Genomic DNA, 26,862 nt, shown 5'->3' on the forward strand with positions numbered 1-26,862 from the left:
TATGGTTCTAGACTAATATTCGACTGTCAAGAAGATATTTCCTTTATTTGATATTTAATTTCATTACCACAAAATAATTGCAAATTAAACAACTTTATTATCTCTGTACAACTGATTTATGCAGTTAACATAATACAGATAATAATGGATCAATTCACTTTTTATTCCACTAACCTGCCCCGATAGTTGCATAAAGAAAAAGCTATCTTAAAAACAGCTCCGATCTTCAGCTAACGCACCTGTTAGTTCATTAAGAAAAGCGATTCTTATTAAAGAATCGCGCCCGATTCTGGAATATTGAAAAAAAGAGGCCATCCTTTTTTGGACAGCCCCCCTTTCCGCTAATTATAAAATTTCTAGTAGAGCTCGATATCATTATATTGGTCACTTCAGAATGTTACCATCTATACTTCAGAGAAGGTATCTCCAAAATGAATGGCTTTCAATCTTTGAAAACTATGAGAATACTGCAATTTTACGTGCGATAGATTCTGTTAAACGAGATGCTACTTTTGGAACAGCCCATTTAATAATTGGTGTTAACACCGCACCAGATAATCCGCCTGCATGGATTTCCACCGTACAAGTCATTATTGCTTTACCATTAACATCTTCTGCAGTAAAGTGACCGCTTCCTGTAAAATTATCTGATAAACCTTTTAGTTCAAACTTAATATTTGAAGGTTCATTCCATTCGGTAATATCTACCTGCGCTTGTATTGTTTTTTTAATACCTTTCACACTACCTTCAAATGTCCAAATAGATTGCTTGTCATTTATGATTTCATGTTCTTTATAGGCTGGTACTGTCGTTGCCCATTTTTCGAGATCACTGACATAATCCCAAACTGCTTGTACATCTACTGGAACTACTACAGTATGCGTTCCCGTTGCCATTATGATCCCCACCTTCACTATGTATGAATTGTAACTTTACATTTCTACAAAATAATTATTACATAAAAAGCATAAACTTACATCACTAATTATACATAGCTTTCCTTCTTCCAATCCCCCAATTATTTGTAGAATCAAAATTTTCCAATCCATCACAATCCGGCCCTTTAATGGAATAACAGGACTGACGTTTTTAAACGACTTTAATGTCACTTAACAGTATTCCTTATGGAAAACTTTCCTGCCCCTGTGGTTTAAGTACATTCTTTCACAACCCCAATAGTGCAGAGCCTTTTGAGACACAATCCAATTACCTACAAAATAGAGTTCATACTGTCTCATATGACTTGTATCAGAATGCTCATCGTTGTAAATACGCATTTTCCTGATGCTACCCCTTATTCAAGAATATGGCCCTAAAAGGAAAAATAAGCGCTTATCCTTGTTCCTGGATAGCGTCCTTTTATGGCATAACTTGAATTTATCCTCATTCTTAAAAATTTCAACTAACGCACTCCTTTCGTTTAATTACGCTCGTGCGGAAAGTGGTGCAATGCCTTATCAGATTCCCCGGCCTAATTGGGTACTAATGGACAGTTCTAATCATATTCTTATAAAAGAAAACAATAGGAAGGAGTGCAAAGTCAGTTGATAAAAGTTAAGGTTGGTTTACGGCCCATTGCAAGTAAGATAAATTTACCTACTGTTTTGAAAACAACTATACTTCCAGGTGACTCAATTGAAAGATTATTTATTGCAACCCAGGTAGGAGAGATCTTTTACATAGGAAACGGAGTTATAAGGACTTTTTTAGATATTCGCCCGCGAATCCTAAAACTAGGTGTTTCTGGTGGCGGATATGATGAACGAGGATTGCTGGGGCTAGCGTTTCATCCCGAATTTTATTATAACGGTCTGTTTTATCTTCATTATTCAGTAGCTGGAACACAAGGACCAGGTGCTCTTCGTGAATCTTTTAAGCCTGACCCGTGTGATCCTAGAACGTTAAACCTAAAGTGGATAAATAGAGAAACGCAATATGATCATATTGATACAATTGAAGAATGGATTTTACAATCGAATGGTCAACCCCGAAAACGACGGACATTACTTAACTTAAGAAGACCATTTTCAAATCATAATGGGGTCAATAGTTTAAACTTTTCACCTGAAACAGGAAAACTTGTTTTAACAACCGGAGATGGTGGATCAGGCTATGATCCATTTAACTTAAGCCAGGACGATCTAGAAATCGCTGGTAAAATAATTGAAATTGATGTAGGTAAGGATATATACATCAATAATCCACCCATTGTCACACGTTTTAATGAACTTCCCACAACTATTCAGGAAACGCTCATGGTAATGGCCAAAGGAGTTCGCAATATACCAGGCATTTCATTTCAAAAGTTTTATAATCAGTATATTAAATATGCGGGAAATGTCGGACAGGATTTGGTCGAGTCCATTTTTTCATTCGTTCATTATAAACCAATACCGGTTACTCAGCTTATTCAAGCTTCTTTAATGAATTCTGAACCTGACAAAGAAGGATTTATTAACTTTGGCTGGCGAGGTTGGGAAGGTGCTTTTCCTGCTTCGATTATAAGAGGCTGCACTGAAAATCCGACTTTGGATGAGAAAACAATTGCTTTTTACAATGAAGCAGTAACACTTTCAGGTAGTCGTCTTCAGCCTTTAACTAGTTATTTTCATAAAGATACCAGACCCGATAAGTTTGGAGGAACTGCACTTACAGGAGTGCAAGCATATATAGGGGAAAGTATCCCTGGTTTAACAGGAAGCGTTGTGTTTACCGACCTTGCCCGGAAAGAATCTCAACCTAAGGTTCGAGGGGCTTTAGCTTATACCATCGTAAGACCAAATGGTGAACAAAATGATTTTAGTGTGATACAAACCGATTATGAATTTGGGGCTCAATCAGCCTATTATGTTAGTTTGGGAACGAACCTCAATCAAACCAGATTATATTTAGCAGTTTATGGCTCCATGAAAGTGACTGATTTTAACCAAGGCACTGTTTTTGAAATAATTCCATGAATCATAACTATAAAATTCTACTTGATAAATCTCTACATGGATTTAAGTAATCGAAATTAAAACCAAGTGATGGAGAATCACTAAATTATAATCATTTTTAATCTTTTAAAAATGATTAAAGCAATTTCAACCCATAACCAGCTATAAATGAAAGCCAATAAAAAGCCAATTGTAAGAAATGAAAAGGAAACAGGGACGGCTGGACCTAAAACTGGAAAGTGAAAAATAAATATTAGACTCATAATTCCTAACATTAAAAGAATTGCACCAGTGGCAATAATACTTAATCTCTTCCTAAAAAAGTAAAAAGATGCCCCTATGCCAAGTCCTAACAACCCTGTTGTAAAAGGAAATACAATTAGTTCAGATGGCTGTATGATGAATAACAACATAATTGTCAGAAAGTAGGACATTACTCCAAATGGAATGGAAAACATGGAACATAACAGAATAGGTGCAGTGGCTAGCGGACTTAAAAAATATCCTATACCTGGTAAAAAGCCAGCAGCAGCCTGTAGAATAGCAGCAATACAGGCAAAGATAGAACCTAAAATGAGCTTCATCGTTTTTTTATGTTTATTGAATATTATTTGAGATAAACGAACCTCATCAGAAATAGGTTTAAAAAAATACACCTTTCCACCTCATTCTAAATGGTTTATACGTTACGATACATTGTATTACCATTTATTAGAGGTGGAACAATTATTAATAATTCAAACATCAATATCCTGTGTAATGAAAAACTTAATAAAAAATCTCTCTAAAACTTAACCGGTAATACAAAGGAAAGAACATCTGTGGAGGAAAGTTAGCTGTTATGAGGCTGTCTGGGTAAAAAGTAATTTCCTTTGCCTATAAAAAAAACAAGGCCTTATAGGCCCTGCTTCTTATTTGACAATTACTTCTCCAACCATTCCTTCCTGGAAATGGTACCGGCATTTCAGTTCATATGTACCGGGCTGTTTAGGATTCACGGTAATGTTTTTTTCTGTACCTGGCTGGACCTCGGCGTCAATTCCGAGCTTTTCCACTGTGAAGGTGTGCTCTTTTGTACCTTTGTTTTTCAATATCAACGTTGTGGCTGTTCCATTCGGAATAGTGATGACTTTCGGATTAAAGAAATCATCGTTCAACTCGACCTCAATCGATTTTCCCGTCTCCATAGGCTGAGTTACAACACCGGATTCGGCATATACGCCGAGTGGGCCTAGTGTTGTCACAACTACAACCATTGCAACCACAACGACCAATCCTGTTACCCACTTTTTCACAGACATTCGCAATCCCTCCTTCCCCAACACTATTTTTTTCTAATTCATAAAATATTATTACTATTATTTGGTTGCAACGTGCTTTCAAATAATAAAGAAAAAGATCGACTCTAATGGCGATCTTCTGGAATCCATTCTTATGCAACTAAACTGCCCGTTACTTTAAGTACATTTTTACAATCTTATTTATTAAAATAAATATCTAAGTCTAATTCCATTATCTGGACCGTTTGCTGAATAAGTGACTACTATCGAGTATTACCTATATTGTATTTTATCTTTGGAATGTGCAATATTATTAATCCCCATTCAAATGATAGATTAGTTGCACAACGCCAGAGGAGAACGTTCTTGTATTAACCACTTTTAAATTCAACCTCTGTTTTATATCAATAAACAACGGTTTTCCTTCTCCCAAAATTACAGGGTGAACAGATAATCTAAATTCATCAACAAGCCCTAAGTTGATACAAGTAGTAATAAGACTTGCTCCACCATATAACCAGATGTCTTTACCAGGCTTATTCTTTAATTTATTTACTTCTTCAAGAATATTATCATTTATGAATATCGCTTTATTATCAGTCCCTTTTTGCGTTCTCGAAAACACATATTTTTCTTTACTATGAACTAATTCCCAAATTTCTTTATCTGTATCTTCAATTTCTGGAGTAAATTGTCCCCATAAATCGTAGCTTTTTCTTCCATATAAAATAGTATCAATTTGATTTAAGAAATTAATAAACCCCATCTCAGAATCCATGATGCACCAATCAACTTCCCCATTTTCCCCTTCAATAAAACCATCTAAAGTAATTGCTAAATCTAAAATTATTCTTCTTGGTCGTACGTTATTGGTCATAATTCTTCCTCCCTTTAATCATTTAGATATAGTTTCTCCCGCCAAGTTTTTTTATATTTTCATTATTTACAGCATTTATTTCTGAATATTACTGATGTTATTAAACTGCCTTCCCTTAATAACAATTATCTCTAATTTCCATTTTTTCCACAATTAGTTATTCAGAATATGGCATATGCACTCTTGAACTTTCCTGCCCCGTTAGTTGCATAAGGGTACTTTCTTTTCTAATTTGAATGGAAACTCACATTCAAAAGACCACCAATTTGGTGGCCTTCTAAATGAACTAACACACTCGTTAGTTAAGTGTTTATATTTTAATTGGATTCAAATGGTATCTTTCTAATATCGGAAACATCCGTGTGTTCGTAGTTAATCACTTCGAAACCATTCGGTGCAGCCTATGTCCTTCATAAGGATTATGTTTTATTTGTTTTTCTTTTTTCAATTTCTTTTTTCACCAAAGGAATTACCTTTTCTTTTACTGCTTTTTGTACTTTTGGATCATTTATTAATTTTTTTAATTTGTCCTTCAACATTCATACCTCCGATTTATTAAATTTGGGATTTAACTAATATGGAGTTGTGTCCTAAAGGAATAAGATTCTGCTATCATATGACTATTGTACCCTAAAGAATACACTGTGTCTTGCAGGAGCCAGACACCCAAATGTGAAAGAAACAGATTAATTGGTATACTTTAATTTTATTATTTCGGATATATAACCTTTAATTCATCATGATAAAAAATTGAAATAGATAAAATTACTAATATCGTACCCCATTACAATACAAGTAAATCCTAGAACGATTTCATGCTGAATCTAAATAAAAGGTAATTATAGTAAAAAGAAAAAACTCCCTTAAAGACAGCTCTCATTTTCAGCTAACGTACCTGTTAGTTGTAGAGGTTTTTTTTAAGCACTTAAATTCCACTATAAACTTATAGGGGCTTCTTCACGAGTACAGGTCAGGTATTTTCGGGATATAGCATTAAAATATCCTACATCAATAATTGCTTTTTCTCCTTTATCAGGGCATTGAATATGCGTCAGCTGAAGTGATTCATTGATGATGACCAAGTCTATTGCGTCCAATTCCTTTTTGCAGCACGAACATTTTACAGCTAGTAAGTTTTCCTTTTCCATTAAAAGATGCCCCCTTTTGATAAATAGGTATTCTTCATTTCTAGTCGCTAATCCTACCAGTTCACACAACTGTCAAAAATTTCTTTTTCCAGTCGTTTGATTCGGTAGATGAATTATTAGAACAATCTACGATTGACGGGAAGTCTTTACAAGAAGGATGGAGCCGTATTAAAAAGGATTATTAGGCTATTCGTTTCTGTTGGCAATGTAAATTATTTGGTACAATACCCCTCAGCTGAATTTTTCTTCAATCAAGAAAAAGACCACAAAAAGGATCTGGTACATATGACTATACTATAATTGGATTTACCTACCACTTAATAAACTGCCCCTTTAGCTCTATAAGAAAAAAGCGACGCTTCGTTAATGAAGTATCGCACATGTTAGTTCAACAACTATTTCATTTGCATTAAGCTTGTCCACAAAAATTCTTCTCCGAAAAATTCACTTGGTTGAGTAATCTTTTTCATTCCCCTAAAACTTTTGATATCAAAATCCTTTGCGAATACTTCTTTAAGTCTGCTACATACGGCAGTCAAGGTGGCATCATTGTGTTAATGATCTGGTTTTATTTATCTGGGTTCATCATCATTATATGGGGAGAAATCAATGCCTTCATAAATGAAGATCATCCAAAATGTAAATGAGCTTCCTTCAGTTCCCTTAATACCTGAAAGCCCTTCAACGAACACTAATCAAGAAATAACATCTTGTATTGGGGAGGAATTCTTTCATGAGTAAGAAAGGAAAGCATAAGGGGAAAAAGGGGAACCATAAAACATCAAGTTCTGCAAATGGGCAGAATGGCTATCATTAAAAAGTTAAGCTGCATACAAAAGGGAACCTTTTAGGCTCCCTTTTGTATCTGTTTTACTAAAATTTAAAGAGGAGTGTAATCAATCCGTATCTTTTCACTTTTTTTTGTAGTTTCATTTAGGTCTTGTAGCTCTTATTTTCCCACTTTCACCTAGCTCACGAGAAAACTCTTCATCCACACGATCCGGTTCTATTTTTAAGTTTTTGGGAGTTTGAGGTAATGAATTTTTACTGCTAGGTGGTTTTTGATTGTTTGATCTTCCCATAATATTGCCTCCTAACGAAATTTTAATCTTTATTAGTATGGCTAAGAATCACATTTATATATCTTTAGATTTGCTCATGAACGAACATTTTTATCTTAAAAACAGTTTTTGGTGATAGCTCCGATCTTCAGCTAACGCACCCGTTCTTTAGCTCAATAGCAAATGAATTATAACTCGTTATTTCTCCCAAAGCTCGACCAGTCGACCTTCAGGATCTTCAATCCAAATAAACTTTCCAAATTCACTAATCTCTTTTTTCTTTGCAAGAGGTACACCAATATGTTCAAGATGCTTAATAGTCTCGTTTAGATTATGTACTTCGAAATTTAACATCACTTGTTGTTCTGTTGGAAAATAACTGTCATTCTCGGTAAAGAAAGAAAAGATAGTCTCATTTCCTAATTGGGGTTTTATCACAGTCCCATTCCAATTTTCACACGAGCATTGGCTTATTCGTAGGATTTCAAAGAAAGCACGGAGTACTGGATGTATTGAACAAAAGGGCAACGACCCGTTCCGTTAGCAAAACCAGCCTCCACCCCTTGGATAGGCATGACGAAGGAATGAAAGGGCATATAAATATGACCCGTTGAGACATGGGAGGGAAAGCCTCCGAGGGTGTCGTGGAGAAAGCGTGCATTATATGGAATATTAAGGGATTTAGGTTAAATCCTCTGTTTCCATCTGCCTTCATATTGCCCAAACGGTCAAATCCCCTTTTATTCACTCATTCTTACTCTACCCAGTGGAATGAAATCCTGCGAATAAGCGAGCATTCGTAAGAAATACTTAATTAACTGAGGGAGTTCATTAAGTTCTGTCTTTTCAATATACGTTCTCTATTATTAAAACCTTGCTGATTTAGAGCCTTTTAATAAAATCTTTACCTTGTGAACACTCCAAAGAGCTAAGGTTACCGTTAAAGCTGAAATAATGTATTGTAGGAAGGTTTCCATTTCTTGACCACTTGTTGAGTAAGAATCTGGTGTATATATTGATGTTAAAATAATTCCCTGTATTAAATCAGCCATTCCTATTGAAATGAGTACAACGATAAAAATCCCAACATTTTTTTTCATCTTTCTTCCTCCTTTTTACAATACTTACGGAATAGACATAAAGAAAGTTTCGAAGTTTAATTTTTTATATTCTATTTCATTCCTTTTATAATGTCAGTTAATTAAACTAACCTGCCCCTTCGTATTATTAGGTCAGCCAGATATTTCTGGTTGACCAATTTTTATATAGTTTTATTATAACGGTAGCCGGGGTAGAACGTACCTGCCCGTGGGGCTTAAGATCCCGTCAACTAAACAGTTCGCCCCCTACTTGCTTAAACATGATTTGGCTGGTTGGGACCAAGATCTCGTATAACAAGCGAAGCTATGATACTGCAAGAAGGATTAGGGGTTACCGGCAAATATTATGTTTTTGGAGGAGATAAAAAATGAATCCAGTGGTTGGTCTGGATGTAGCTAAAGGTGAAAGTCAGGTTCAAGCATTCTTGGAAAAGAAGAAGCCTTATCAAGGCAGTTTCAAAGTTACACATACCATTGAAGGATTAGAAACGCTATTTCAGTTTCTGAGAAAAATAGAAAATAAAACAGGAATCAAACCTCCGATTGTATTGGAATCCACGGGGCATTATCATACGCCAGTTGTACAGTATTTTGAGGAGAGAGGCTACTTATTAATTGTCGTTAACCCACTCATTTCTTATCGTGCGAAGAGCTCAAGTTTACGCAAAGTAAAGACAGATATAATCGATGCACGTCACCTCTGCGAGCTGTACTATAAAGAGGATTTAGAGCCTTATAAAAAACGAGGGATACAACTCTTAAATCTTCGTAATCTTTCAAGACAACACGAAAATATAACAGGTATCTATGTACAAACAAAACTACAGTTCCAGGCTGTTCTTGATCAAGTATTTCCTGAATATAGAGGGGTTTTTGGAGATTTGTATTCGGTTGTTTCTTTGCTTACTCTATTAGAATTCCCTACTTCTGAAGACATATTAGCAGTCGGTGAAGAAACTGTAGCAAATAGGATTAATGAACTTTGTCCAAGTCGTTCTAAAAAGTGGGCGAATACACAGGCAGAGAAACTTACGGCTGCCTCAGCTCGAAACCCTTTTCAGAGAACCTTATATCAGAGTCACATTTTAAGCCTTGAAATGTATATAAAAATGCTTCTAGAATACCAAAAGCACCTATCCAAATTTGAAGACGAGATAGATGCTTTGGCAAAAGAAATTGAAGAATATAAGATTATCCAATCCATCCCTGGAATCGGTGAAAAAATCGCTGCAACGATTATTTCTGAAATTGGAGAGATTGAACGGTTTAATCACCCTAAAAAACTAGTGGCATTTGCCGGAATTGATCCAAGTATCTTTGAATCAGGTAAATTTAAAGGCACAGTAAATCGGATTACCAAAAGAGGTTCTGGCAGACTAAGACACGCCTTGTATATGGCTGTTAAATGTGCCATTCGTGATTGTCGCAAGAAGAAAACGACAGATGAAATCATCCCTCGTAACAAGCGATTACGAGAGTTTTATGATAAGAAACGTGAAGAAGGAAAGCCCTTTAAAGTAGCTGTGATAGCATGTGCCAATAAACTCTTACATTGGATTTATGCACTTTTAAAAAGCAACTCACCTTTCCAAGATAGGCTAGTTTGAAAGTATAACTAAACCACCCAGAACTTTCCAAACACAGAAACTTGGAAGGTTATTTGGTATGCACAAATTTAGTATAGCATGAAATATTTTAAGGTTTTATTGAAAAATATTGACAAACTATTGGCTGGTTTAGTTCTATAAGAAAAAGCCGCCTTAAAGACAGCTCTGATCTTCAGCTAACGCACCCTTTTGTTTAAGTACGTTTCTTCACAAAAATGAACTACTTCCCTCTAAAACAATTGCCAAAAACTCACTAAATTTTACATACTAACAGAAAACCACCACACAATAACAATGATACTCACTGTCCCCCAAACTGTGGTTCCCACTATCCACCAAACTATGGGTATAGTTGAAATTTCCTTACTTTCCATATTTCCTTTTATAAAAGCGAGCTTACTTTCCATATTTTTTTTCATAGAAGCAATAACAACAAATCCAATTATGATGAAACCAACAGTTAACCAAAGTAATAAGTCCACTTTTTATCCCCCCTTTTTTTTGAATTAACTTACTAACCTGCCCGATAGTTGCATAAAGAAAAAGCTACCCTAAATGAATCTCAAGACCCTTTAGTTATAGATGGAATCATTCCCTTGTAGCACGGGAAGGTCTTACCTAATTCGTACCCCAAACCATAATAATAATCGCCAATTAAGCAAAAGGGACCAATTGGTGGCTTTCGAAAAAGTCTCCCTGACACGGCAGTATTAAGGGTAGATTTATAGGGAGCATCTCTATATTCTATTCCATCCACTTTTTGTAGAGGGCGTCAAATTTCCCTTGAAGCTTCATTTCATCCATCCACATTTCCAAGTAGCTTGCATAAATGAAATCACCTCTTGGGATCATATAACCTTTTTCACTGTTTGTGAAAGGCTTGTCAGTTTGAGCTGCATACAATCTGGGATCAGCTTTTGCATATAGCATTGCTTCTACTGTGTCTGTGATCATAACATCATACGTACCTTCTGAAACAAGATGAGGGATATCAAGATTGTTTTCTACAACAGTTACGTTAGCATTGCTTAGATACTGACGGACAAATTCCTCGTTCGTTCCGCCTGGATTTACGCCGATGCGTACAGAAGGCTTGTTGATATCAGCAATGGTAAGATACTTGTCTTTATCTTCCTTGCGAATCAAAGGCACCTTACCGAATGAAAGGTAACCTTGGGATACATAAGCGCTTTTTTGTCTGGCTGTGTTGCGAGTCACACCACCCACAGCGATATCAAATTTGTCCGCTTGCAGGTCTTTCATCATCGTAGGCCATGTGGTAGCGACAAATTCCACCTCCACCCCAAGGTCTTTGCCAAGCTCTTTGGCAGCGTCCGCGTCAAAGCCTTCATACTCTTTTGTTTCTGGGTTCAAATAGGTAAATGGTTTGTAGTCCCCGGTCATTCCTACCCGAATGTATCCTCGTTCGATTATCTCATCAAGCTGGGAAGCCTCAACATTTTTCAAATGCCCTGGTGCATTTTCTGATGCAGGTTCAGCCGATACGTTTTGCGAGGAGATTAGGTCGTGACCAACGTACCCTGTACCTAGTAAGGATAAGCTGATCACTCCAGCCATCAGTGTTTTTTTCCAATTGTTAACCATGAGATTTTTCCTCCAATTTTTGTCTATTTTTAGAATTAATCTACCAATTATTAAAAATACAACAAAATAAATGAATCACCTTCAAAAAACAAACACTTTTTTATATTTAACTTAAATTAGCTTAACAGTTGATATTAAAAGAACTACACATATTAGACATATCTAAAATGTGTAGTCCAAATTAAAATTCTTATTGAATTAAAGCAGCTGTTAGTTAACGAACCAAATAATCAATTACTATATGTGCCCTTACTCTAACCGTTTCCAATTTGGGTCCTTATATCGGATTTATTTGGCTTTCTTACATACTGCAAACTTCTTTCACCTTTAACCCAGATGTTTAAAAAATTGGCCCATGGCACAATAATATTTAATGAAAGGATTGAGTAGGTGCTTTTAATTTTGACTTTAATAACTCTTATAGGCAACGTTTCCTTTATTCCACTAAAGGAGGAGTATCGATTTGAAGATCTCTTCAATTTCATTCAAAGAACCTCCAGTTTATCATGAATTCCCTCCCCTCTATGAAGGTTTAGGACTGCCTGAGTTATCTTCATTCATTCAGCAACGATTTGATTTTGCTTATACCTTGGGGGAAGTCGAAAGAACCGGGCATGGTAGCATTCGCTTTTATAAACGGCAGGGGGATTTCGAAGTACATATACCTGATAAGTTGCCAGGAGTGGGACCAATAAAGCTTCGGAAATTAAAGGACTTGTTACTGGAGGAAGCCAAAACAGCTTTCATCGAAAATATTGAATCCGAACCAGAAAAGCGAAAGGTGTACTACGCCGAATTTCGTCGCCCTGGGAAAGACTCTGAATAATTGTCCCTATGCCGCAATCTGGACCAGAAAAGAATAAAAGCACTGTTCCTTGTTACAGGAAAGCGCCTGTAAGATCATTGTTGTCTTATTGAATTTGTTTAAAAAAAAGAGATTGTTAATGAACTAGCCACTGTTTCATATGAAATTTCCCTTCCCACTAATAAAGATAGCCGCAGCAACCTCCACCTATTTTAATAACCCGGTTTATTTATCATTATCTAAATCATCATCAATAAAATACTTTTTATCTTCTTTAACTCCATACTTTTTTTCATGAAATTGAACCAATAATTGAATTGTTAATTCCTTTTCTTACTGCTGTTTCAATAACCATCTCCGCCAATTCCATTTGAGGTGGGCTCTACTACTGTAAGACAAGCAGCAGTTGCAATGGCAGCATCAATCGCATTTCCTCCTTTTTTTAGAATATCTAGCCCTGCCTGTGCAGCTAAGGGTTGAGAGGTGGCGACCATTCCATTTTTTGCATAAACTACATTTCGCTGTGATGGATAAGGTGAATAATCAGGGTCAAGCTGTAAAGTCATACTAATAGCTCTCCTTAAATTCAATATGGGCTTATTAACCGGGGTAAAAATAATCAAACGCTTGAAATAATAGTCTTTTCTTTGCGTTTGTTAATAAAATCAGCTTAATAAAATAACAATAGCATGTTTTATCGTCGAAAGTAAAGTTTATTCTGAATATTATAAATCTTTAATAAAGTGAAGGATAATACATTCTATATCGTTTAAGAAATGAGCAGTAGATCTATATTTTAAGGAGGGGATGAGTATTAATGCCTTTCTGTTTAATTGCAATGTTAGTTGGTAAAAGTAGCTCGTACTGGTTAATTACAAATGGTAAAACAACAAACAATGGAGAGGGGAAAAAGTTCATAGAGGTTTGATTACAGAAGAATGAAGGTTTTGCTGAAGAGGAATTAACGAAATCAAAAAAATTGCCTGAGTCCCTTTGAATCGGGAATTCAGGCTGCATTGAGCGTATATTTTTTACAATTATGAAGCGTTCATTATAACTTTAACCCAGACCTGCTTTTGAAACGTCGAAGCAAGATATTACTTTCAACTCGGGAAATGCCTTCTATCCCATATAATTCGTTATTAATGAATGACTCTAATGAAGGAAAGTCTTCAACTAAAACGTGCATATGTAATGTGCTGGGACCTGTCATTTGGTAACAGCTTGCAACACTTGGGTTCTTAGCCAACTTTTCTGCTACATTCACTAAGTATGCAGGTTCACAATCCACTTCAAAAAAAGCTGATACCTTTTGGCCAACAGCTTCAGAGTTGATAACAACACTGAATTTTTCAATTACGCCTTTTTCTACTAGCTGCTGAACACGGTCACGAACAACATTTCGTGATATGTTTAATTCCTTACCCATATCCGCATAAGACGTTCGGCTATTTATCGTTAATATCTCTAATATTTTTTTATCTATATCGGTAATCTTCATCTGTTTCACATCCTACATCGTTATCAGGATTCTTTTCTAAAATCGTCGTATACTGTAACTTAAAAAAATTGAAAAGAATCTAACTTTCACTAGGCCTTAATCTAATAATAGACTTTCTAACATGGACTGTAATCCAACACAATACTTCAGGTTGGCTTTATCCACTTTTAAAAGAAAAAAAATAACGTAGTTCAAAAGTTCAGATGAGCATCACAAGAATTTCCAAAAAGTCGGATCTTTGGAAGGGTGTTTGGCCTACATAAGTTAAGTATAGCATGAAATATTTAAAGTTTTCATTGAAAACTGTTACGAACCATTTGCCGGTGTGGCTAAGTACAATATTAAAAAAAGTCTGCCTTCACGCCTACAGTTAGCTCAACAAGATCTGGAATTCATTCATCGCTTTCCCTGTTTCTTTTTCCTTCCATATGTATGAGTACCGCAAGAACAATGAATGCAATCAATACAATGGTAGATAACCATAATAAGTCCATATCCGAGAAATACTCAACAATGTTCAATATGGAAAGGCCGAATAAGCAAACCATTAGTAAAACATCTTTTTTGCCTTGTTTCCTTTTTTCAAAAAACACTCCCAACATTTTTTCAAAAAATACTCCCATTATAAAACACTCCTTAATTTTTCCTCTGTAACATCATCGTTTCCTTTGACAATGTTCTTCCTACACGCACCTGCCCCTGCCTCTATGAACAATACGGATAAAAACAATGAGCCAAGAATTTCATTTCTCCTTTGAATTTTATCAAAATGAATTTTATTAATGGTATGAGTTACCTTTAGATGTTCAAAATAAGACAAGGGCGGATCACTGATCATCCAAAGTAATTAATAAAAAAACAAAAATATATTGAAATATCAATTTAATTTAGTTATAATACGATACGTTCTTAATATTAGTTTGTATATAATTTTTAGAAAATTTAATAATTTTCTAAAATAGTAAATTCTGGTTTATTCGTGGAGGGTTTATTTTGTCTAACAAGGTACCATTTTCATTTATAGTAGTGATTGGGTTAATGTTATTTGCCCTATTCTTTGGGGCAGGGAATTTAATTTTCCCGCCAATGCTTGGTCAATCTGCAGGAACGAACATCTGGTCAGCTAATGCAGGGTTTTTAGTCACAGGTGTAGGATTACCGTTACTTGGTGTACTGGCACTCGGTTTTTCGGGAAAAGATGATTTACAATCATTAGCAAGCCGCGTCCATCCCGTGTTTGGAATTGTATTCACAACCGTTCTTTATTTAGCGATTGGTCCATTATTCGCAATGCCTAGAACCGGAAACGTTTCTTTTGAAATCGGTGTAAAACCTTTTTTGCCTGAAGACTCAGGGCCACTGCCTTTACTTATTTTCACCATCATCTTTTTTACGATTTCGTGCCTTCTTTCGCTCAATCCTGCGAAAATTGTCGAAATTGTGGGGAAAATATTAACGCCCATCAAGTTGACATTCATTGGAATCCTGGTGGTAGTCGCTTTTGTTAATCCAATTGGAGATTTTCAAGCACCTGCCGAACACTATATGGTTCAACCATTTTTCAATGGGTTTAGAGAAGGGTATTTAACCATGGATACTCTTGCATCTTTTGTTTTTGGCATCATCATCATTAATGCCATTAAAGAAAAAGGTGCTAAAACAAAAAAAGAAATAATAATCGTTTGCGGAAAAGCGACTGCAATTGCTGCCGTTATCCTTGCCACCATTTATACAGCTCTCTCTTACATGGGTGCTTCAAGTGTTGAGGAACTGGGACGTTTGGATAATGGAGGCATTATCTTAGCGAAAGTCTCGGATTATTACTTCGGTGCATATGGCGGGCTTTTATTGGGATTAATGATCACAGTAGCTTGTATAACGACGAGCGTAGGGCTGATTACATCTTGCTCGACTTACTTCCATAAACTATTTCCAAACCTGCCTTACAAAACAATTGCAATAAGTTTATCCATATTCAGTGCAATCATTGCCAATATTGGATTAACCCAGTTAATTGCCATTTCTGTACCGGTAATGACAGCCATTTATCCATTAGCCATTGTTTTGATTTTCTTAACTTTCCTTCATTCTTTATTTAAAGGAAGACCTGAAGTTTATCAAGGCAGCTTATTTTTAACATTCATCGTCAGTTTAATGGATGGATTAAATGGAGCGGGTATACACATTTCATTCATCAATGATTTCTTCACTGCAATCCTTCCTATGTATGAGACAGGACTAGGATGGATCATCCCAGCCATTGTCGGAGGATTCATTGGGTATGCCAGCAGCGTCTTACGGTCGAAATTTGGTCATAATCATCAAATAGATTAAATGGTATAAAATCGGTTCAGGAATATTTCCTGGACTTTTTTTATTTTCATTTAGGACGAATTAATCTTCTGTAGATCGAATTATCTCTGTGTAGGTGAATTATTTTCACTGCAGCTTTATTACGTTGTGACATTAACCAATATACCATAAACTGTAATATATTATGGATAATCCCCCTAATTTACCTAAGCTGCCTGTCTCCCAACGAGAAAAAAGCTGCCAAAAAGGCAACTCCAGCTAAGCTAGATAGCAGGGATATAAAATCCCAATCCCATTTCTTTTCACTTCTTATTCATTCCGTAATTTCTTCAGCAATTGAAAAATCTGCCCCCTATGATGCGATTCATGTTCAATCAAATGGTAAACGACCCACTCAGGCGTGACATCATATTGTTCAAGCACCCTCGGTTTACGCCAATCCGTTAGATCCATTGAACGAAAGTTTGCAAGGAATACTTCACGTACCTTATTGAGGCGGTAGAAATGTTCTTCTAATGTTTGTCCTTCAATGTGGGTTAGGGAGCCATCTTCCGCACGGCATCCTAATGGAAACAAAGCGCGTATTTCCGTATCCCATTCCGTAACAAGTACCTCCTCGTATAACCAATCCGCCTCGACCAATGCTATGTGATATAACATCGAGCCAATCGTTTGCCTTTCATCCATTTTCGAATCGAGTATATTTTGGCTGATTCCAGTTAATTCCGTTATAAGCGTACGGCGAACATCTTCTAAACACCATAGCCACCGCCCAATTTCTTCTTCATATTCCGGTAATGCAGATACCAGTAATGCTCTTCTCTCCAACAAGATCATCCTCCTCTTATTGAACGTACATTCTATTTAAATTGTTCGTTTCCTTCTTTTACATGAAAAATCGCCTGTTAATTAATGGCCTGCTTTATGGGAAGTTTAGTTTTATTGACGGTATAGGCAGGACAAAAGGGCAATCCTCAGATTGCCCTTTCGATTGTGTATGATTTTTTCGTTTTATTTTAACTGATATCGTAAACCGATATTAACTCCCCATAAAAAGATTGGCCCTCATCTCATCTGTTATACGCCTGCTTTGTAAATGATCCTGTTCCCGTTCTTGTTCAACCATTATACGTTGCTCCAGTTTTTGAGCATATTGTGCATAGCCGATTCCATGAGCCTGAAACATTGCCTTTTCCATTGCCGACGTGTACGTTAATTCGAGAAAATTAATGAAGAATCAATCCTTTCCATAGTGAATTTCGTACTCATCTTATCATTGAAAATGCTAACTGACAAAGTTGCTACGGCTCCATATTCACTGATAATTCAGAATTCTCTACAGCTGTTCCTATCTCCATGTACGTAAACGCCATATCCCTCCCTCTTCCTCCATTTTCCATTTTTAACCGTGAAGATAAAATTTTAATTTGTTCAAAGCTATGAGCAAGTAGATAGGAATGAAGTCATTTTTTTAAACAAATTAAAAATCCCATTAACAAACTTGTTGTCAATGGGATGAATGTTTATTTATAAGAACCGAATATTTCTTTTGCCAATTTACGCCCAGTCGGAGTGGCAGCAAGGCCGCCCTCTGCCGTTTCACGAAGTGCGACTGGCATGGTCAATCCAATTTTATACATGGCATCGATGACTTCATCACATGGAATGCGGCTCGTAATGCCTGCAAGTGCCATATCAGCTGCCGTTATCGCGTTAGATGCCCCCATTGCATTACGTTTCACACAAGGAACTTCAACCAAACCTGCCACTGGATCACAAACCAATCCAAGCATATTTTTCAGTGTGATTGCCATCGCTTCTGCGGCTTGACTTGGTGTACCGCCGGCCAGTTCTACAATTGCAGCTGCCGCCATTCCACTTGCCGAGCCTACTTCTGCTTGGCAGCCACCAGCTGCTCCAGAAATGGAAGCGTTGTTTGCAACTACGAATCCGAAGGCAGCGGAAGTGAAAAGAAAATCAATCATCTCTGCTCGGGTCGGGTTAAGTCTTTCTTTCACGGCAAATAACGTACCGGGAACCACGCCCGCAGAACCGGCTGTAGGAGTGGCACAAATCATTCCCATTGCTGCATTCACTTCGTTCGTCGCAACAGCTTTACTGACGGCATCCAATAATAAATTGCCTCCGAGTGCCTTGCCCGTCTTGATATAATTTTGCAAAAGAACGGCATCTCCGCCCGTTAGGCCTGTAACGGATTGCACGCCTTTCAGACCTCTTTCCACCGCCTGTTCCATCACTGTCAGATTCCTGTCCATCTTTTCAATGATCTGTTCTCTCGACAAGCCTGAGAACTCCATTTCTTGTAAAATCATGATTTCCGCGATTTTTACATTTTTACTTTCAGCAAGTTCAACCAACTCTGCTACATTTCGGAACATGTTTTTACCTCCATATCTATACCAACACTTTTAATGATTCTCATTCAACCATCCTTATGACTTGCGACACGTTTTCCAGTCCCTCAATTTCCTTCATGACTTCGACCTTGATTTTCTGATCGACTTCAATCACCATGAGGGCCATTTGACCTTTTTCTTTTCGTGAAACTTCCATATGTCCAATGTTAATTTCATGATTGGCCAATACTGTTGAAACGGAAGATATTATTCCAAACACATCGTTGTGCACAACTAAAATGGCTGGGTTTTCACCAGACAATTTAAGCTTGAACGTATTCAACTCCGTTATTTCTATCGTTCCTCCGCCAATGGAGATTCCAACAAGCTCTAATTCTTTATCTTCGTCAAACAGTCTGATTTTGACTGTATTAGGGTGATCCATCACAGTATCCTCGATTGTAAAGGAAACTTCCATACCCGCTTCTTCCGCTATCGTCAAAGAAGTAGGGATTCGTTCATCATCCGTATCGAAATCCAATATCCCTCCTACGACAGCAACATCCGTACCGTGTCCCCGGTAGGTTTTTGCAAAAGAACCATATAAAGAAATAATGGCTTTCTTCGGTTGCTTTCCGAATAACGTCCTTGCTACTCTGCCAATTCTGGCAGCTCCTGCTGTATGTGAGCTTGAAGGTCCAATCATAACGGGACCGATTATATCGAATGCAGATCTGTATTTCATTTTGTAATGCCCCTTTTCTGGCAATATATTTTTTAACCGTCTTTCATCTCAAATAAGGGTGAACGAAGATCAAAAAGCGGCATAATTACTATATTAAGATATTTTTATCATTCCTGCAATGAAAACCCTTTCATTTCATATCCCATATTAACATATATTACATAACATACCTACCAAAAACTTTTATTATTTATCGCAAAGATAGTATTTGATTTTTCAGTATTTTAAGATAATTAATATAATCACTTACAACAATTAAACATGTAAAAAAGCAGCCATCAGGCTGCTTTCCCTTCTATCTCTCCGCTCTAACTCGCTTTTTTCTCATCCGTGGATTTAGCGGCTCCCCAAATTTCGGAGACCCACTCAGGATGATCGATGAACGGATTGCGGTTATTCTGCCAGTCATATATGACCTCATTACGGTGGCTCTCGAAATCATCGACTGGATCGAGAGCATTCCATTTCAAAAGTGTCGATAGCTTTCCATGAAGCGGCTTCGGATACGTATTGACTGTATCGGATAGTTCCAGATCCAATTCACCATTTCCTTCATAGCGGACGGCCATGTAAAAGAGCATCCGGGCTATATCACCTTTAACATGATCTGGCGGTTCCCATGAATCTGAATCAAACTTACATTCACATCCGCTATATGTTTGACCGCCATCGTCGAAATCCAGATGGCCCCGTTTACCATTGACTGTAACATCAGCCGGACGGAGGTGATGAAGGTCGGTCCCGGGACCTATGCTTGTTCCAAAATCACCGTGGGACTTAGCCCAAACATGCTCACGGTTCCATTGTCCGGCATTGCCTCCATTAGCGCTCTTCGAAATCGATTTTCCAGAGTAAAGCAAGATGACATTCTGGTTGTTTGCCGGATCTTCATCCGTTTCTTTAAGGGCATTCCACACTTGATCATAAGATAACTTCGTATGACCCTTAATAATCGAGTGCAGAACCGATTTCAATTCCGGGCCTGTTTTTCCTGTCGCCGTTTCATAATAAGCTTCAAGCGGCTTATCATCCGTTACGGTCAACGTGAAGCGGGCAACCACTTCCGATAGTTGGTCCACAGCCTTGACTGCAACAAGGTATGTTCCAGCTTCATTTGCAGGAAGGGTTAATATTGGGCCAGCGACAGTACCGATAGTGGATGAAAAGGTCAGATTATCTTCATCCGGATCTGAGAAGTGCTCACTCAAATCGATAGTGACCTTAGAACCGGCTTTCACTTCAAGATTCTCCAGTTTTTTCTTTACAACAGGCGCTTGATTTTCTTTAGGGTCGAAAGGGGAAGCGATTGCTTCCCCTTTTGAATCGACAAATTTGATATTAGACGCGTCGACACCTTCTGTTACAGTCCATTTCTGAACATTTTCAGCACCCCTGATTTCTTTTACATTGGCGTTATCAATGATGACTTCCTTCACCGCCATGCCTCCAAAATCAATGATCGCGCCTTCCTTAGCCGGTTTTATCGTCACAGTTGCATCCTTCAGCCCAAGGCCTTTGAGTACGGCATAGGAACCTTTTAACCAGATCCCTTCCTCGATGTTGGATGTTTCGTCAAGATCGATCAAGACACTAGGTGAAGCAATCGTAAGTCTTTTTGTTTTAACGTTTGTTAAATGATACGTTTTTTCTGGAGCAGCGGGTTCAACTCCCCCTGATTCAGATAACGATGTTTGAATCAATACAGGGTCATGATCACTTGCCCTTCCATGAGCTTCCATGAAGGATGAGTTAATATGGACAATATCGACTTTTGTTGCCGCCGCCATATTATTCGATACAAGGATATGGTCCAGTACTTGTGAATTGCCTTGATATGTGTAAGAATAACGTTTTTCAAAAGGAACTTTCTCGATCATATTGGTTAAATCTTTACCCTTTAATGTTTTAAGCGGAGCCGAAAATTCAAAATCATTAAAGTCTCCAAGCAAGACGATATTCGCCTTGGCATCCTGTGACTTGATATCACTGACAAACCGATTGACGATGGAGGCAATTTGTAGCCTCTGCGTCTCACTTGAAAGGATAGGAGGTTGGTTCCTGCCGAATAATGGCTGGTCGCCGCCCTTGGAGTTAAAATGATTGGCCACCACCACTACACTTTCCCCTTTAAATTCGAATTGAGCGGCTAAAGGCTTCCTGCTTGAAGTAAAGGCGGAATCAGTAGGCTCTATTCGTCCAGGATTCAAGGTGAGTTTTCCATCTTTGAAAGCAACGGATTGCGTCGCCGTTCCTTTCGTCCCCTCAGTTAATTTGACACGGTCCACATTATATAAAAAGCCTACACGGATATTCCCGCCAGGTGCCCCGCCATCAAGTTTATCTTCTGGAGCGATATCGATGAATTGATATTGCGGTCCGCCCAACGCTTTTATTTTGTCGGTCAGCTTCTTGGCACTTTGAGCAGAATCCGTTGTCCCGCTATCTGTTGCCCCATCATTATCTTGCATTTCCGTTACGCCGATTATATCCGGCTGTTTAAGATTAGTAATGATGGATGTTGCGATCGTTTCAACTTTCGAGTCAGCGGTTTGTGTGGAGAAATTCTCGATATTATAGGAAGCGATCGATAATTTATCGGAATCCTTCTCCAAGGATGTCACTTCCCGGGCCGTACCGCCATCCTTTAACGCCGGCAGCTGATTTTTATCCGTCAATACCCTATAGTTGCTATATCCATAACTGATGACTCCCGTAACCGAGCCTTCAAAAGAATCACCCGTTTTCGCTACAAATGATTCATCATCCATATCAAGGGTTATTCTTTCAGGATTGAAATCCGTTTCCGTTATTTTGACACCTTTAACTGCAGTCGTCGTTTCCATATTCCCCGGAATCACGACCAATTCACCATAGTCTTGAGGAGCGACCACTTTCGGGTTATATACTTGCACGAGCATTCCTTCCAAACTCTCGTAGAAATCAATGCCGTCCTCATTCGGATTAAAATCTGTCAATCTATCATCATCGATATTCTCAGACGGTGGAATGACATCTTTTCCAATGATGATCGGTTCTGGCATTGCTACAGTTCCAAGCTTTTCAATAGTCGTATTCGTCAATTCGGTCGTTGGCAGATCCGTCGTTTTCATTTCAGCGTATCCTTCGATATACCACTCCACGACTTTACCTGCCACTTTGATATGATCTCCCGCTTTTAGACCATGCGCTTTGTTGTACACGAGTATTCCCTCTGAAGTCGTTAAGTCCTTATCCGGATTCAGATCTTGCATGTAAAAGTTATTCGCATCCTTTACATAAGTGACGACACCTTCAACACCTGAGACGAGTTGATTCTCATATGATGAAAAATGATTCATCCCCTGAATGTCACGGATCTTCAATTCATTGGTTTTGATAACCGTATAGGCAAATGTGAAAACTTCCGATGTCTTATCATTGACAGCGATTGCCTTTATGACAGTATCTTCCGTTAAGAAGATAGGATCTGTATACAAGGCACTTGAAGACGTCGGAGTGGATCCATCCAGCGTATAATGGATTTTCGCTTCTTCCCAGCCCGATTCAAGTGTTACTTTTGTATTTTCACTAACCGTACCAGGGAAAATATCCGGGTAAACAGCTGGTTTGTTCACCAGTTCATAATCTTCAAGACCACGTGGCTTCAGTTGATACGTGTCATTGAACTGCGATGCTATCCCGGTTACGGAAATGACATCCCCCGCTTTAAAGTTCCTCAGGAAATCTTCATAATTCGAACCGTTCCGGTTATCATGGCGAACGGTAACAGAGTTCCCTTCAGTATCTGCCGCCTTGAATTCGAATGTTCCATATGTTCCCGATGCCGCCAATTCAGTAATGGTCGCTTTTTCAATCGTGACCAGCTCACCTTGCGTTTCTTCATTGACGCCAGCGGCATCGATTTTTTGGATTTCAGGAAGTTCATTCCCGGAAGAAACCACTTCAAGGGAGGTTGGTTGGATTTGTAATTCCTTATTATAAGCGGATACTTGTCCGATTAAACGAACCTTATCCCCTTGCTTTACATCCACCGGCCATGAAGAACCATAAACATATAGCCCAGCCGTTTCATCTTGGATATAAAAGCCTTTTCCTCCCCAATAACCTAGCCCTGTGGTAACCACCCCATCGACCTGCACTACATCTTCGGTATTCGTTCTTGCCTCGGCGATGGAATCCAGAACCTTCACATCAGGCTCTTCAGGTGGTGTTCCTCCATCAGTGATGATTTTGTAATCGGTTGCGGATTTCAGACCTGGTACTGAAAAATATCTTTCCAGCTTTCCAGTAATCGTCACCTGTGCTTTGAGTAATTCCGGATGTTCGACTAGATTCAACGCCGTACGGATATTACCGGCCGGAAGCTGAACAGGCATGATTTTCTTTACATCCGTTTCATCCGGACTATCCGCAATACCTATATTCGTACCTTCAGTAAAAGGCGATGTTTGTTGATAGCTTGTACCGCTTTTAGCTGTACCGACAATATATCCCTTCACCGTTGCCGTGCCACTGTTATTATTAATCGCTTCCGTTACCGTTATAGTCCCTTCCGCATTTGCAGCGTCTGCATATGGCAAAACCGTTGATAGCACGATCAATATGGCAAAGAAAAGCTTGCATATCCCATTCTTCTTCAAGATCTCAACCCCTCCAACTTTTTACGTAGGTTCAGCATTCATACCGATTAAAAAATCGTTTCGCCATTCACAGTGACACCGCTTAGGCTCACGGTTTTACCGTTAAGTCCCGATAAATCCAAATTACCCTCGACTGTAACATTTGAAAAAGTAAAGCTGTCTGGAGGAGTTCCTGTTAATGTAAGATTTCCTTTAACCACTGCATTTTCCAATGAAGCAATATCCGTGATGTCCACAACTACATTACCCTCATGGTTTTTTGGAGCATCAGCCGTTCCGCCAAAGTCTTTGGCCAACACCGTATTCGGGTCTGTAGAGTTTCCGGCCACATCTTTGATGCGTCCTTCGATGCTTGGATCGACAGTTTTGAGCCCACTTACATAATCCCGTAGATTCTCCCAATCAGCGAGTCCGATATCCTTCACTCTTCCTTCTTCATAAGCCTTCTTGAAAACGGTGAATCCATCTCCGCCCTTAGCTGTAAAAGCGTTGGTCGCCACGACATATTCCTTCGCTGTATCCAACTCGGAATATGTTCCATCTTGTCCCATGACTTCAACCTTAGTCACACGATTGCCTGATTCCTTTGAACTATCGTAGCTGAATTTCATTCCGGATACATGCAGGAAGCCGCCATTTTCCTTAGGAGCCAAGCTGACACTATGCTCTAATGCTTCATTGATCTCTGCACCCGTAAGCGCCATCGTCGCTAACGTATTCCCAAACGGTAAAACGGTCAGTATTTCCCCTAAAGTGATCTCACCTTGATCGATACCTGCGCGGATGCCCCCGCCATTTTGGAAAGCAATGACCGCATCCTTATTGAATTCTTTTGCTTTACTAAGCATTCCGTCCGTAATTAAATTACCCAGTTCTGTTTCATTTTTACGAACACTCGGTTTCGTTTCATCCCCTGCATCACGCGGTGTGTCCAAAGCCTTCACAGCTGTTGCCCCAGTCTGCGTTTCCTTCAGGTCCTTAATCTTCGAGGAGTATGTTTCGAGCACTGTTGCCGCTTCAGGATCATCCTGTTTTTCAGAAAGCTTAATCAGCTGACCGGCTTGTCCGACAATCTTGCCTTTCTTATCGAATTCCACATCGATCGTTCCTAAAAAGTCGCTATACTGATACCCTTGAACGATGACTGTCGGATCTTTCGTTTTCCCCTTATCATCCTTATCAATTACAACGGGGGCGTTTAACTGCGTATGGCTATGTCCGCCCACAATCACGTCGATGCCTTTGACCTTGGCAGCTAATGTTAAATCATTGTCATAAGCTGCATTGTCATCATAACCAATATGGGATACGGCAACTATCTTATTAACACCCATCCCTTTGAACGCCTTGACCGCTTTTTCGGCCTCTTCAAGATAGTTTTCGAATACTATACTTCCAGGACTTGAAATATCTTTCGTTTCTTCAGTCGTAAGCCCGAAGAAACCCACCTTCTGACCATCCACTTGTTTTACGATTCCATTGTATATCTTCCCTTGCTCCGGCTTACTTGAAATCAGGTCCGAAAATAATCCCTTAAACTTATCATCCTTGGAGAAGTCCACGTTCGAACTGACAAATGGGAACTGAGCCCCCTTAATGAAGTCAGCCAAAGCTTGATGCCCTTCAGCGCTTGATCCCAAGTCAAACTCATGATTCCCAAATGTCATGACGTCATATTTCATTAAATTCATGAAGCGAAGATCCGCTTGCCCTTTGAATTCATTAAAATAGAGGGTTCCCGAGAATACGTCACCAGCATCCACCAATAGAGCTTGCGGTTTACTCTTACGCACTTCTTTAACAGCTGTCACCCTTTTGGCCACATTGTCCAAGTGGGCATGCGTGTCATTCGTATGCATCAAGGAAAGCGTGATTGCCTTCGCCGGATTTTTCAAAGCTTCTTTAGCAGCTGCCACTTTCTTATCTGCCAATGCTATTTTCGCTTCGAATTCCTTTCGGTCCGACTCCTTGATCCCATTTAAATGGATGTCGGCTCTCGCCTTTTTAGCCGCTTTTATCTGTTCTTTCGTTTTAAGTTCCCCATTGGCAAGAGCTACATAGGTATTGACCCGTTTTGCCACTTCCTTTTTCTTTTCTGCATATACCGCTTCATCATACTTACCTTTCACCTCTTTAACATAAGCATGAATGGCTTTACCGAGTTTGGACGTTTTGCTGACCTTTTTCAACTGCGAAGAAACGGTATTCATCCGGTTGTCCGCGGTCTTTAAATCACCTTTCTTCACCCAGTAAGCAGCTTTCTCATAGTAGTACGGCACTTTCAGGTCACCGCTCAAAGCCGTTTTGGTCGATTTAGTGAATTTATCGTATAAGAGCTTTTCGATTTCCGCACCGTAAACCGTATCTTTAATGGCTTTGTCTGTCTTTTTCACGGCAATATCCAGTGCCTCGTATTGATTCCTGATATCAATAGATTTCTTGGCAAGAATTGAATTCGTAAGGGCGCTAATCGATTTATCATGTGCAGCTTTTGCTTTCTCAGCCGCTTTATATCCTTTTACATAACCTTCTGAACGAGTGATGTACTTGTCATAAGCTTCGATTTCTTTGTATTTGGCGTCTTTTTCTTTTTTGCTTAACATTGATTTTTTAATGGTAGAGTTGATGTCTTTTTTTGCTTGTTTTGCAGACTTGATTTGTTTCTCAACAGTGGATACGGAAGCGAGTTTAGAAGAGTAGAAATAGGTGTCGAATGGTTTTTTGATGGTGGCCTTTGCCGTTTTGATTTTACTATTCAGACTAGTGGCAGCATCCGATGGTGCCGGTGCTACTGCTACGATCGTTGTCGCAGCCATTATGGTTGCTGATGCAATTTTAACGATTTTCTTTTTCCCCATTAGAGTTAATCCCCCCATAAGTTCTATA

The 26,862-nt window shown here is 38.6% G+C and carries 21 protein-coding genes and 2 pseudogenes; 5 read left to right on the forward strand and 18 right to left on the reverse strand.

Annotated elements, in window-relative coordinates; translation table 11 throughout:
- Nucleotides 1-456 precede the first annotated feature (456 nt).
- A complete protein-coding gene (locus ACDZ29_RS06450; RefSeq protein ID WP_375090440.1) occupies nt 457-897 on the reverse strand; it encodes a CoxG family protein in 441 nt (146 codons plus the stop codon).
- A 648-nt stretch (nt 898-1,545) separates the two neighbouring features.
- On the opposite strand from ACDZ29_RS06450, the gene ACDZ29_RS06455 reads away from it, so the two are divergent.
- A complete protein-coding gene (locus tag ACDZ29_RS06455; RefSeq protein ID WP_375090442.1) occupies nt 1,546-2,958 on the forward strand; it encodes a PQQ-dependent sugar dehydrogenase in 1,413 nt (470 codons plus the stop codon).
- A gap of 80 nt (nt 2,959-3,038) precedes the next feature.
- Here the strand turns inward: ACDZ29_RS06455 and ACDZ29_RS06460 are convergent, their stop codons facing one another.
- From ACDZ29_RS06460 to ACDZ29_RS06475, 4 genes are all read right to left on the reverse strand, one after another.
- Nucleotides 3,039-3,593, reverse strand: coding sequence for a hypothetical protein (locus ACDZ29_RS06460; protein ID WP_289326590.1), 555 nt, complete (start codon nt 3,591-3,593; stop codon nt 3,039-3,041).
- Nucleotides 3,594-3,848: 255 nt separating this feature from the next.
- Nucleotides 3,849-4,238, reverse strand: a complete 390-nt coding sequence (locus tag ACDZ29_RS06465; RefSeq protein ID WP_375090444.1) for a cupredoxin domain-containing protein — start codon at nt 4,236-4,238, stop codon at nt 3,849-3,851.
- A gap of 292 nt (nt 4,239-4,530) precedes the next feature.
- Nucleotides 4,531-5,094 carry a dihydrofolate reductase family protein gene (locus ACDZ29_RS06470; protein WP_375090446.1) on the reverse strand — a complete coding sequence of 188 codons (564 nt, stop codon included), beginning with the start codon at nt 5,092-5,094 and terminating at the stop codon, nt 4,531-4,533.
- Nucleotides 5,095-6,029: 935 nt separating this feature from the next.
- Nucleotides 6,030-6,242 carry a hypothetical protein gene (locus tag ACDZ29_RS06475; protein ID WP_370016524.1) on the reverse strand — a complete coding sequence of 71 codons (213 nt, stop codon included), beginning with the start codon at nt 6,240-6,242 and terminating at the stop codon, nt 6,030-6,032.
- A 557-nt stretch (nt 6,243-6,799) separates the two neighbouring features.
- Between ACDZ29_RS06475 and ACDZ29_RS06480 the strand changes: the two genes are divergently transcribed.
- Nucleotides 6,800-6,889, forward strand: a complete 90-nt coding sequence (locus tag ACDZ29_RS06480) for a hypothetical protein (RefSeq protein WP_375091108.1) — start codon at nt 6,800-6,802, stop codon at nt 6,887-6,889.
- A 282-nt stretch (nt 6,890-7,171) separates the two neighbouring features.
- Here ACDZ29_RS06480 and ACDZ29_RS06485 read toward each other — a convergent pair whose 3' ends face one another.
- The 3 genes and pseudogenes from ACDZ29_RS06485 to ACDZ29_RS06495 all read right to left on the reverse strand — a co-directional run bounded on the left by ACDZ29_RS06485 (nt 7,172) and on the right by ACDZ29_RS06495 (nt 8,403).
- The gene (locus ACDZ29_RS06485; protein ID WP_375090448.1) at nt 7,172-7,324 is read right to left on the reverse strand and encodes a YfhD family protein; all 153 of its coding nucleotides are present in this window, start codon (nt 7,322-7,324) and stop codon (nt 7,172-7,174) included.
- A 177-nt stretch (nt 7,325-7,501) separates the two neighbouring features.
- A pseudogene (locus tag ACDZ29_RS06490) lies at nt 7,502-7,762 on the reverse strand (VOC family protein); the annotation flags it as partial.
- 407 nt (nt 7,763-8,169) lie between these two features.
- Nucleotides 8,170-8,403: a hypothetical protein gene (locus ACDZ29_RS06495; protein ID WP_375090450.1), complete on the reverse strand. Its 234-nt coding sequence runs from the start codon at nt 8,401-8,403 to the stop codon at nt 8,170-8,172.
- Nucleotides 8,404-8,771: 368 nt separating this feature from the next.
- Between ACDZ29_RS06495 and ACDZ29_RS06500 the strand changes: the two genes are divergently transcribed.
- Entirely contained in the window at nt 8,772-10,010 is a 1,239-nt protein-coding gene (locus ACDZ29_RS06500) for an IS110 family transposase (RefSeq protein WP_289324650.1), read from the forward strand.
- Between the two features lie 260 nt (nt 10,011-10,270).
- Here the strand turns inward: ACDZ29_RS06500 and ACDZ29_RS06505 are convergent, their stop codons facing one another.
- Both ACDZ29_RS06505 and ACDZ29_RS06510 read right to left on the reverse strand, forming a co-directional pair.
- On the reverse strand, nt 10,271-10,492 hold the full coding sequence (locus tag ACDZ29_RS06505; RefSeq protein ID WP_375090452.1) for a hypothetical protein: 222 nt from the start codon (nt 10,490-10,492) through the stop codon (nt 10,271-10,273).
- A gap of 262 nt (nt 10,493-10,754) precedes the next feature.
- The gene (locus tag ACDZ29_RS06510; protein WP_375090454.1) at nt 10,755-11,615 is read right to left on the reverse strand and encodes a transporter substrate-binding domain-containing protein; all 861 of its coding nucleotides are present in this window, start codon (nt 11,613-11,615) and stop codon (nt 10,755-10,757) included.
- A gap of 463 nt (nt 11,616-12,078) precedes the next feature.
- Between ACDZ29_RS06510 and ACDZ29_RS06515 the strand changes: the two genes are divergently transcribed.
- Nucleotides 12,079-12,441 (forward strand): hypothetical protein, encoded by a 363-nt coding sequence (locus ACDZ29_RS06515; protein WP_375090456.1) that lies wholly within the window; start codon nt 12,079-12,081, stop codon nt 12,439-12,441.
- A 326-nt stretch (nt 12,442-12,767) separates the two neighbouring features.
- On the opposite strand, the pseudogene ACDZ29_RS06520 reads toward ACDZ29_RS06515, so the two are convergent.
- From ACDZ29_RS06520 to ACDZ29_RS06530, 3 genes and pseudogenes are all read right to left on the reverse strand, one after another.
- Nucleotides 12,768-12,986, reverse strand: a pseudogene (locus ACDZ29_RS06520) (gamma-glutamyltransferase); the annotation flags it as partial.
- A gap of 485 nt (nt 12,987-13,471) precedes the next feature.
- Nucleotides 13,472-13,921 carry an Lrp/AsnC family transcriptional regulator gene (locus ACDZ29_RS06525; protein WP_375090458.1) on the reverse strand — a complete coding sequence of 150 codons (450 nt, stop codon included), beginning with the start codon at nt 13,919-13,921 and terminating at the stop codon, nt 13,472-13,474.
- Between the two features lie 392 nt (nt 13,922-14,313).
- Complete coding sequence (locus ACDZ29_RS06530) at nt 14,314-14,544, reverse strand: hypothetical protein (protein ID WP_375090460.1); 231 nt, start codon at nt 14,542-14,544, stop codon at nt 14,314-14,316.
- Between the two features lie 370 nt (nt 14,545-14,914).
- Here ACDZ29_RS06530 and brnQ point away from each other — a divergent pair, with 370 nt between their 5' ends.
- Nucleotides 14,915-16,255, forward strand: coding sequence for a branched-chain amino acid transport system II carrier protein (gene brnQ / locus ACDZ29_RS06535; protein WP_370016527.1), 1,341 nt, complete (start codon nt 14,915-14,917; stop codon nt 16,253-16,255).
- Nucleotides 16,256-16,543: 288 nt separating this feature from the next.
- Here brnQ and ACDZ29_RS06540 read toward each other — a convergent pair whose 3' ends face one another.
- The 5 genes from ACDZ29_RS06540 to ACDZ29_RS06560 all read right to left on the reverse strand — a co-directional run bounded on the left by ACDZ29_RS06540 (nt 16,544) and on the right by ACDZ29_RS06560 (nt 26,834).
- Nucleotides 16,544-17,071, reverse strand: a complete 528-nt coding sequence (locus tag ACDZ29_RS06540; RefSeq protein WP_370016528.1) for a DinB family protein — start codon at nt 17,069-17,071, stop codon at nt 16,544-16,546.
- Nucleotides 17,072-17,757: 686 nt separating this feature from the next.
- Nucleotides 17,758-18,633 carry an L-serine ammonia-lyase, iron-sulfur-dependent, subunit alpha gene (sdaAA, locus tag ACDZ29_RS06545; protein ID WP_289326599.1) on the reverse strand — a complete coding sequence of 292 codons (876 nt, stop codon included), beginning with the start codon at nt 18,631-18,633 and terminating at the stop codon, nt 17,758-17,760.
- Nucleotides 18,634-18,673: 40 nt separating this feature from the next.
- A complete protein-coding gene (gene sdaAB / locus ACDZ29_RS06550) occupies nt 18,674-19,336 on the reverse strand; it encodes an L-serine ammonia-lyase, iron-sulfur-dependent subunit beta (RefSeq protein ID WP_289334158.1) in 663 nt (220 codons plus the stop codon).
- Nucleotides 19,337-19,644: 308 nt separating this feature from the next.
- Nucleotides 19,645-23,976, reverse strand: a complete 4,332-nt coding sequence (locus tag ACDZ29_RS06555) for an endonuclease (RefSeq protein WP_375090463.1) — start codon at nt 23,974-23,976, stop codon at nt 19,645-19,647.
- Between the two features lie 47 nt (nt 23,977-24,023).
- Complete coding sequence (locus tag ACDZ29_RS06560; protein WP_375090465.1) at nt 24,024-26,834, reverse strand: 5'-nucleotidase C-terminal domain-containing protein; 2,811 nt, start codon at nt 26,832-26,834, stop codon at nt 24,024-24,026.
- Nucleotides 26,835-26,862: the final 28 nt, after the last annotated feature.

Source organism: Peribacillus sp. RS7 (genome assembly GCF_041956845.1).
Lineage (GTDB): Bacteria > Bacillota > Bacilli > Bacillales > DSM-1321 > Peribacillus.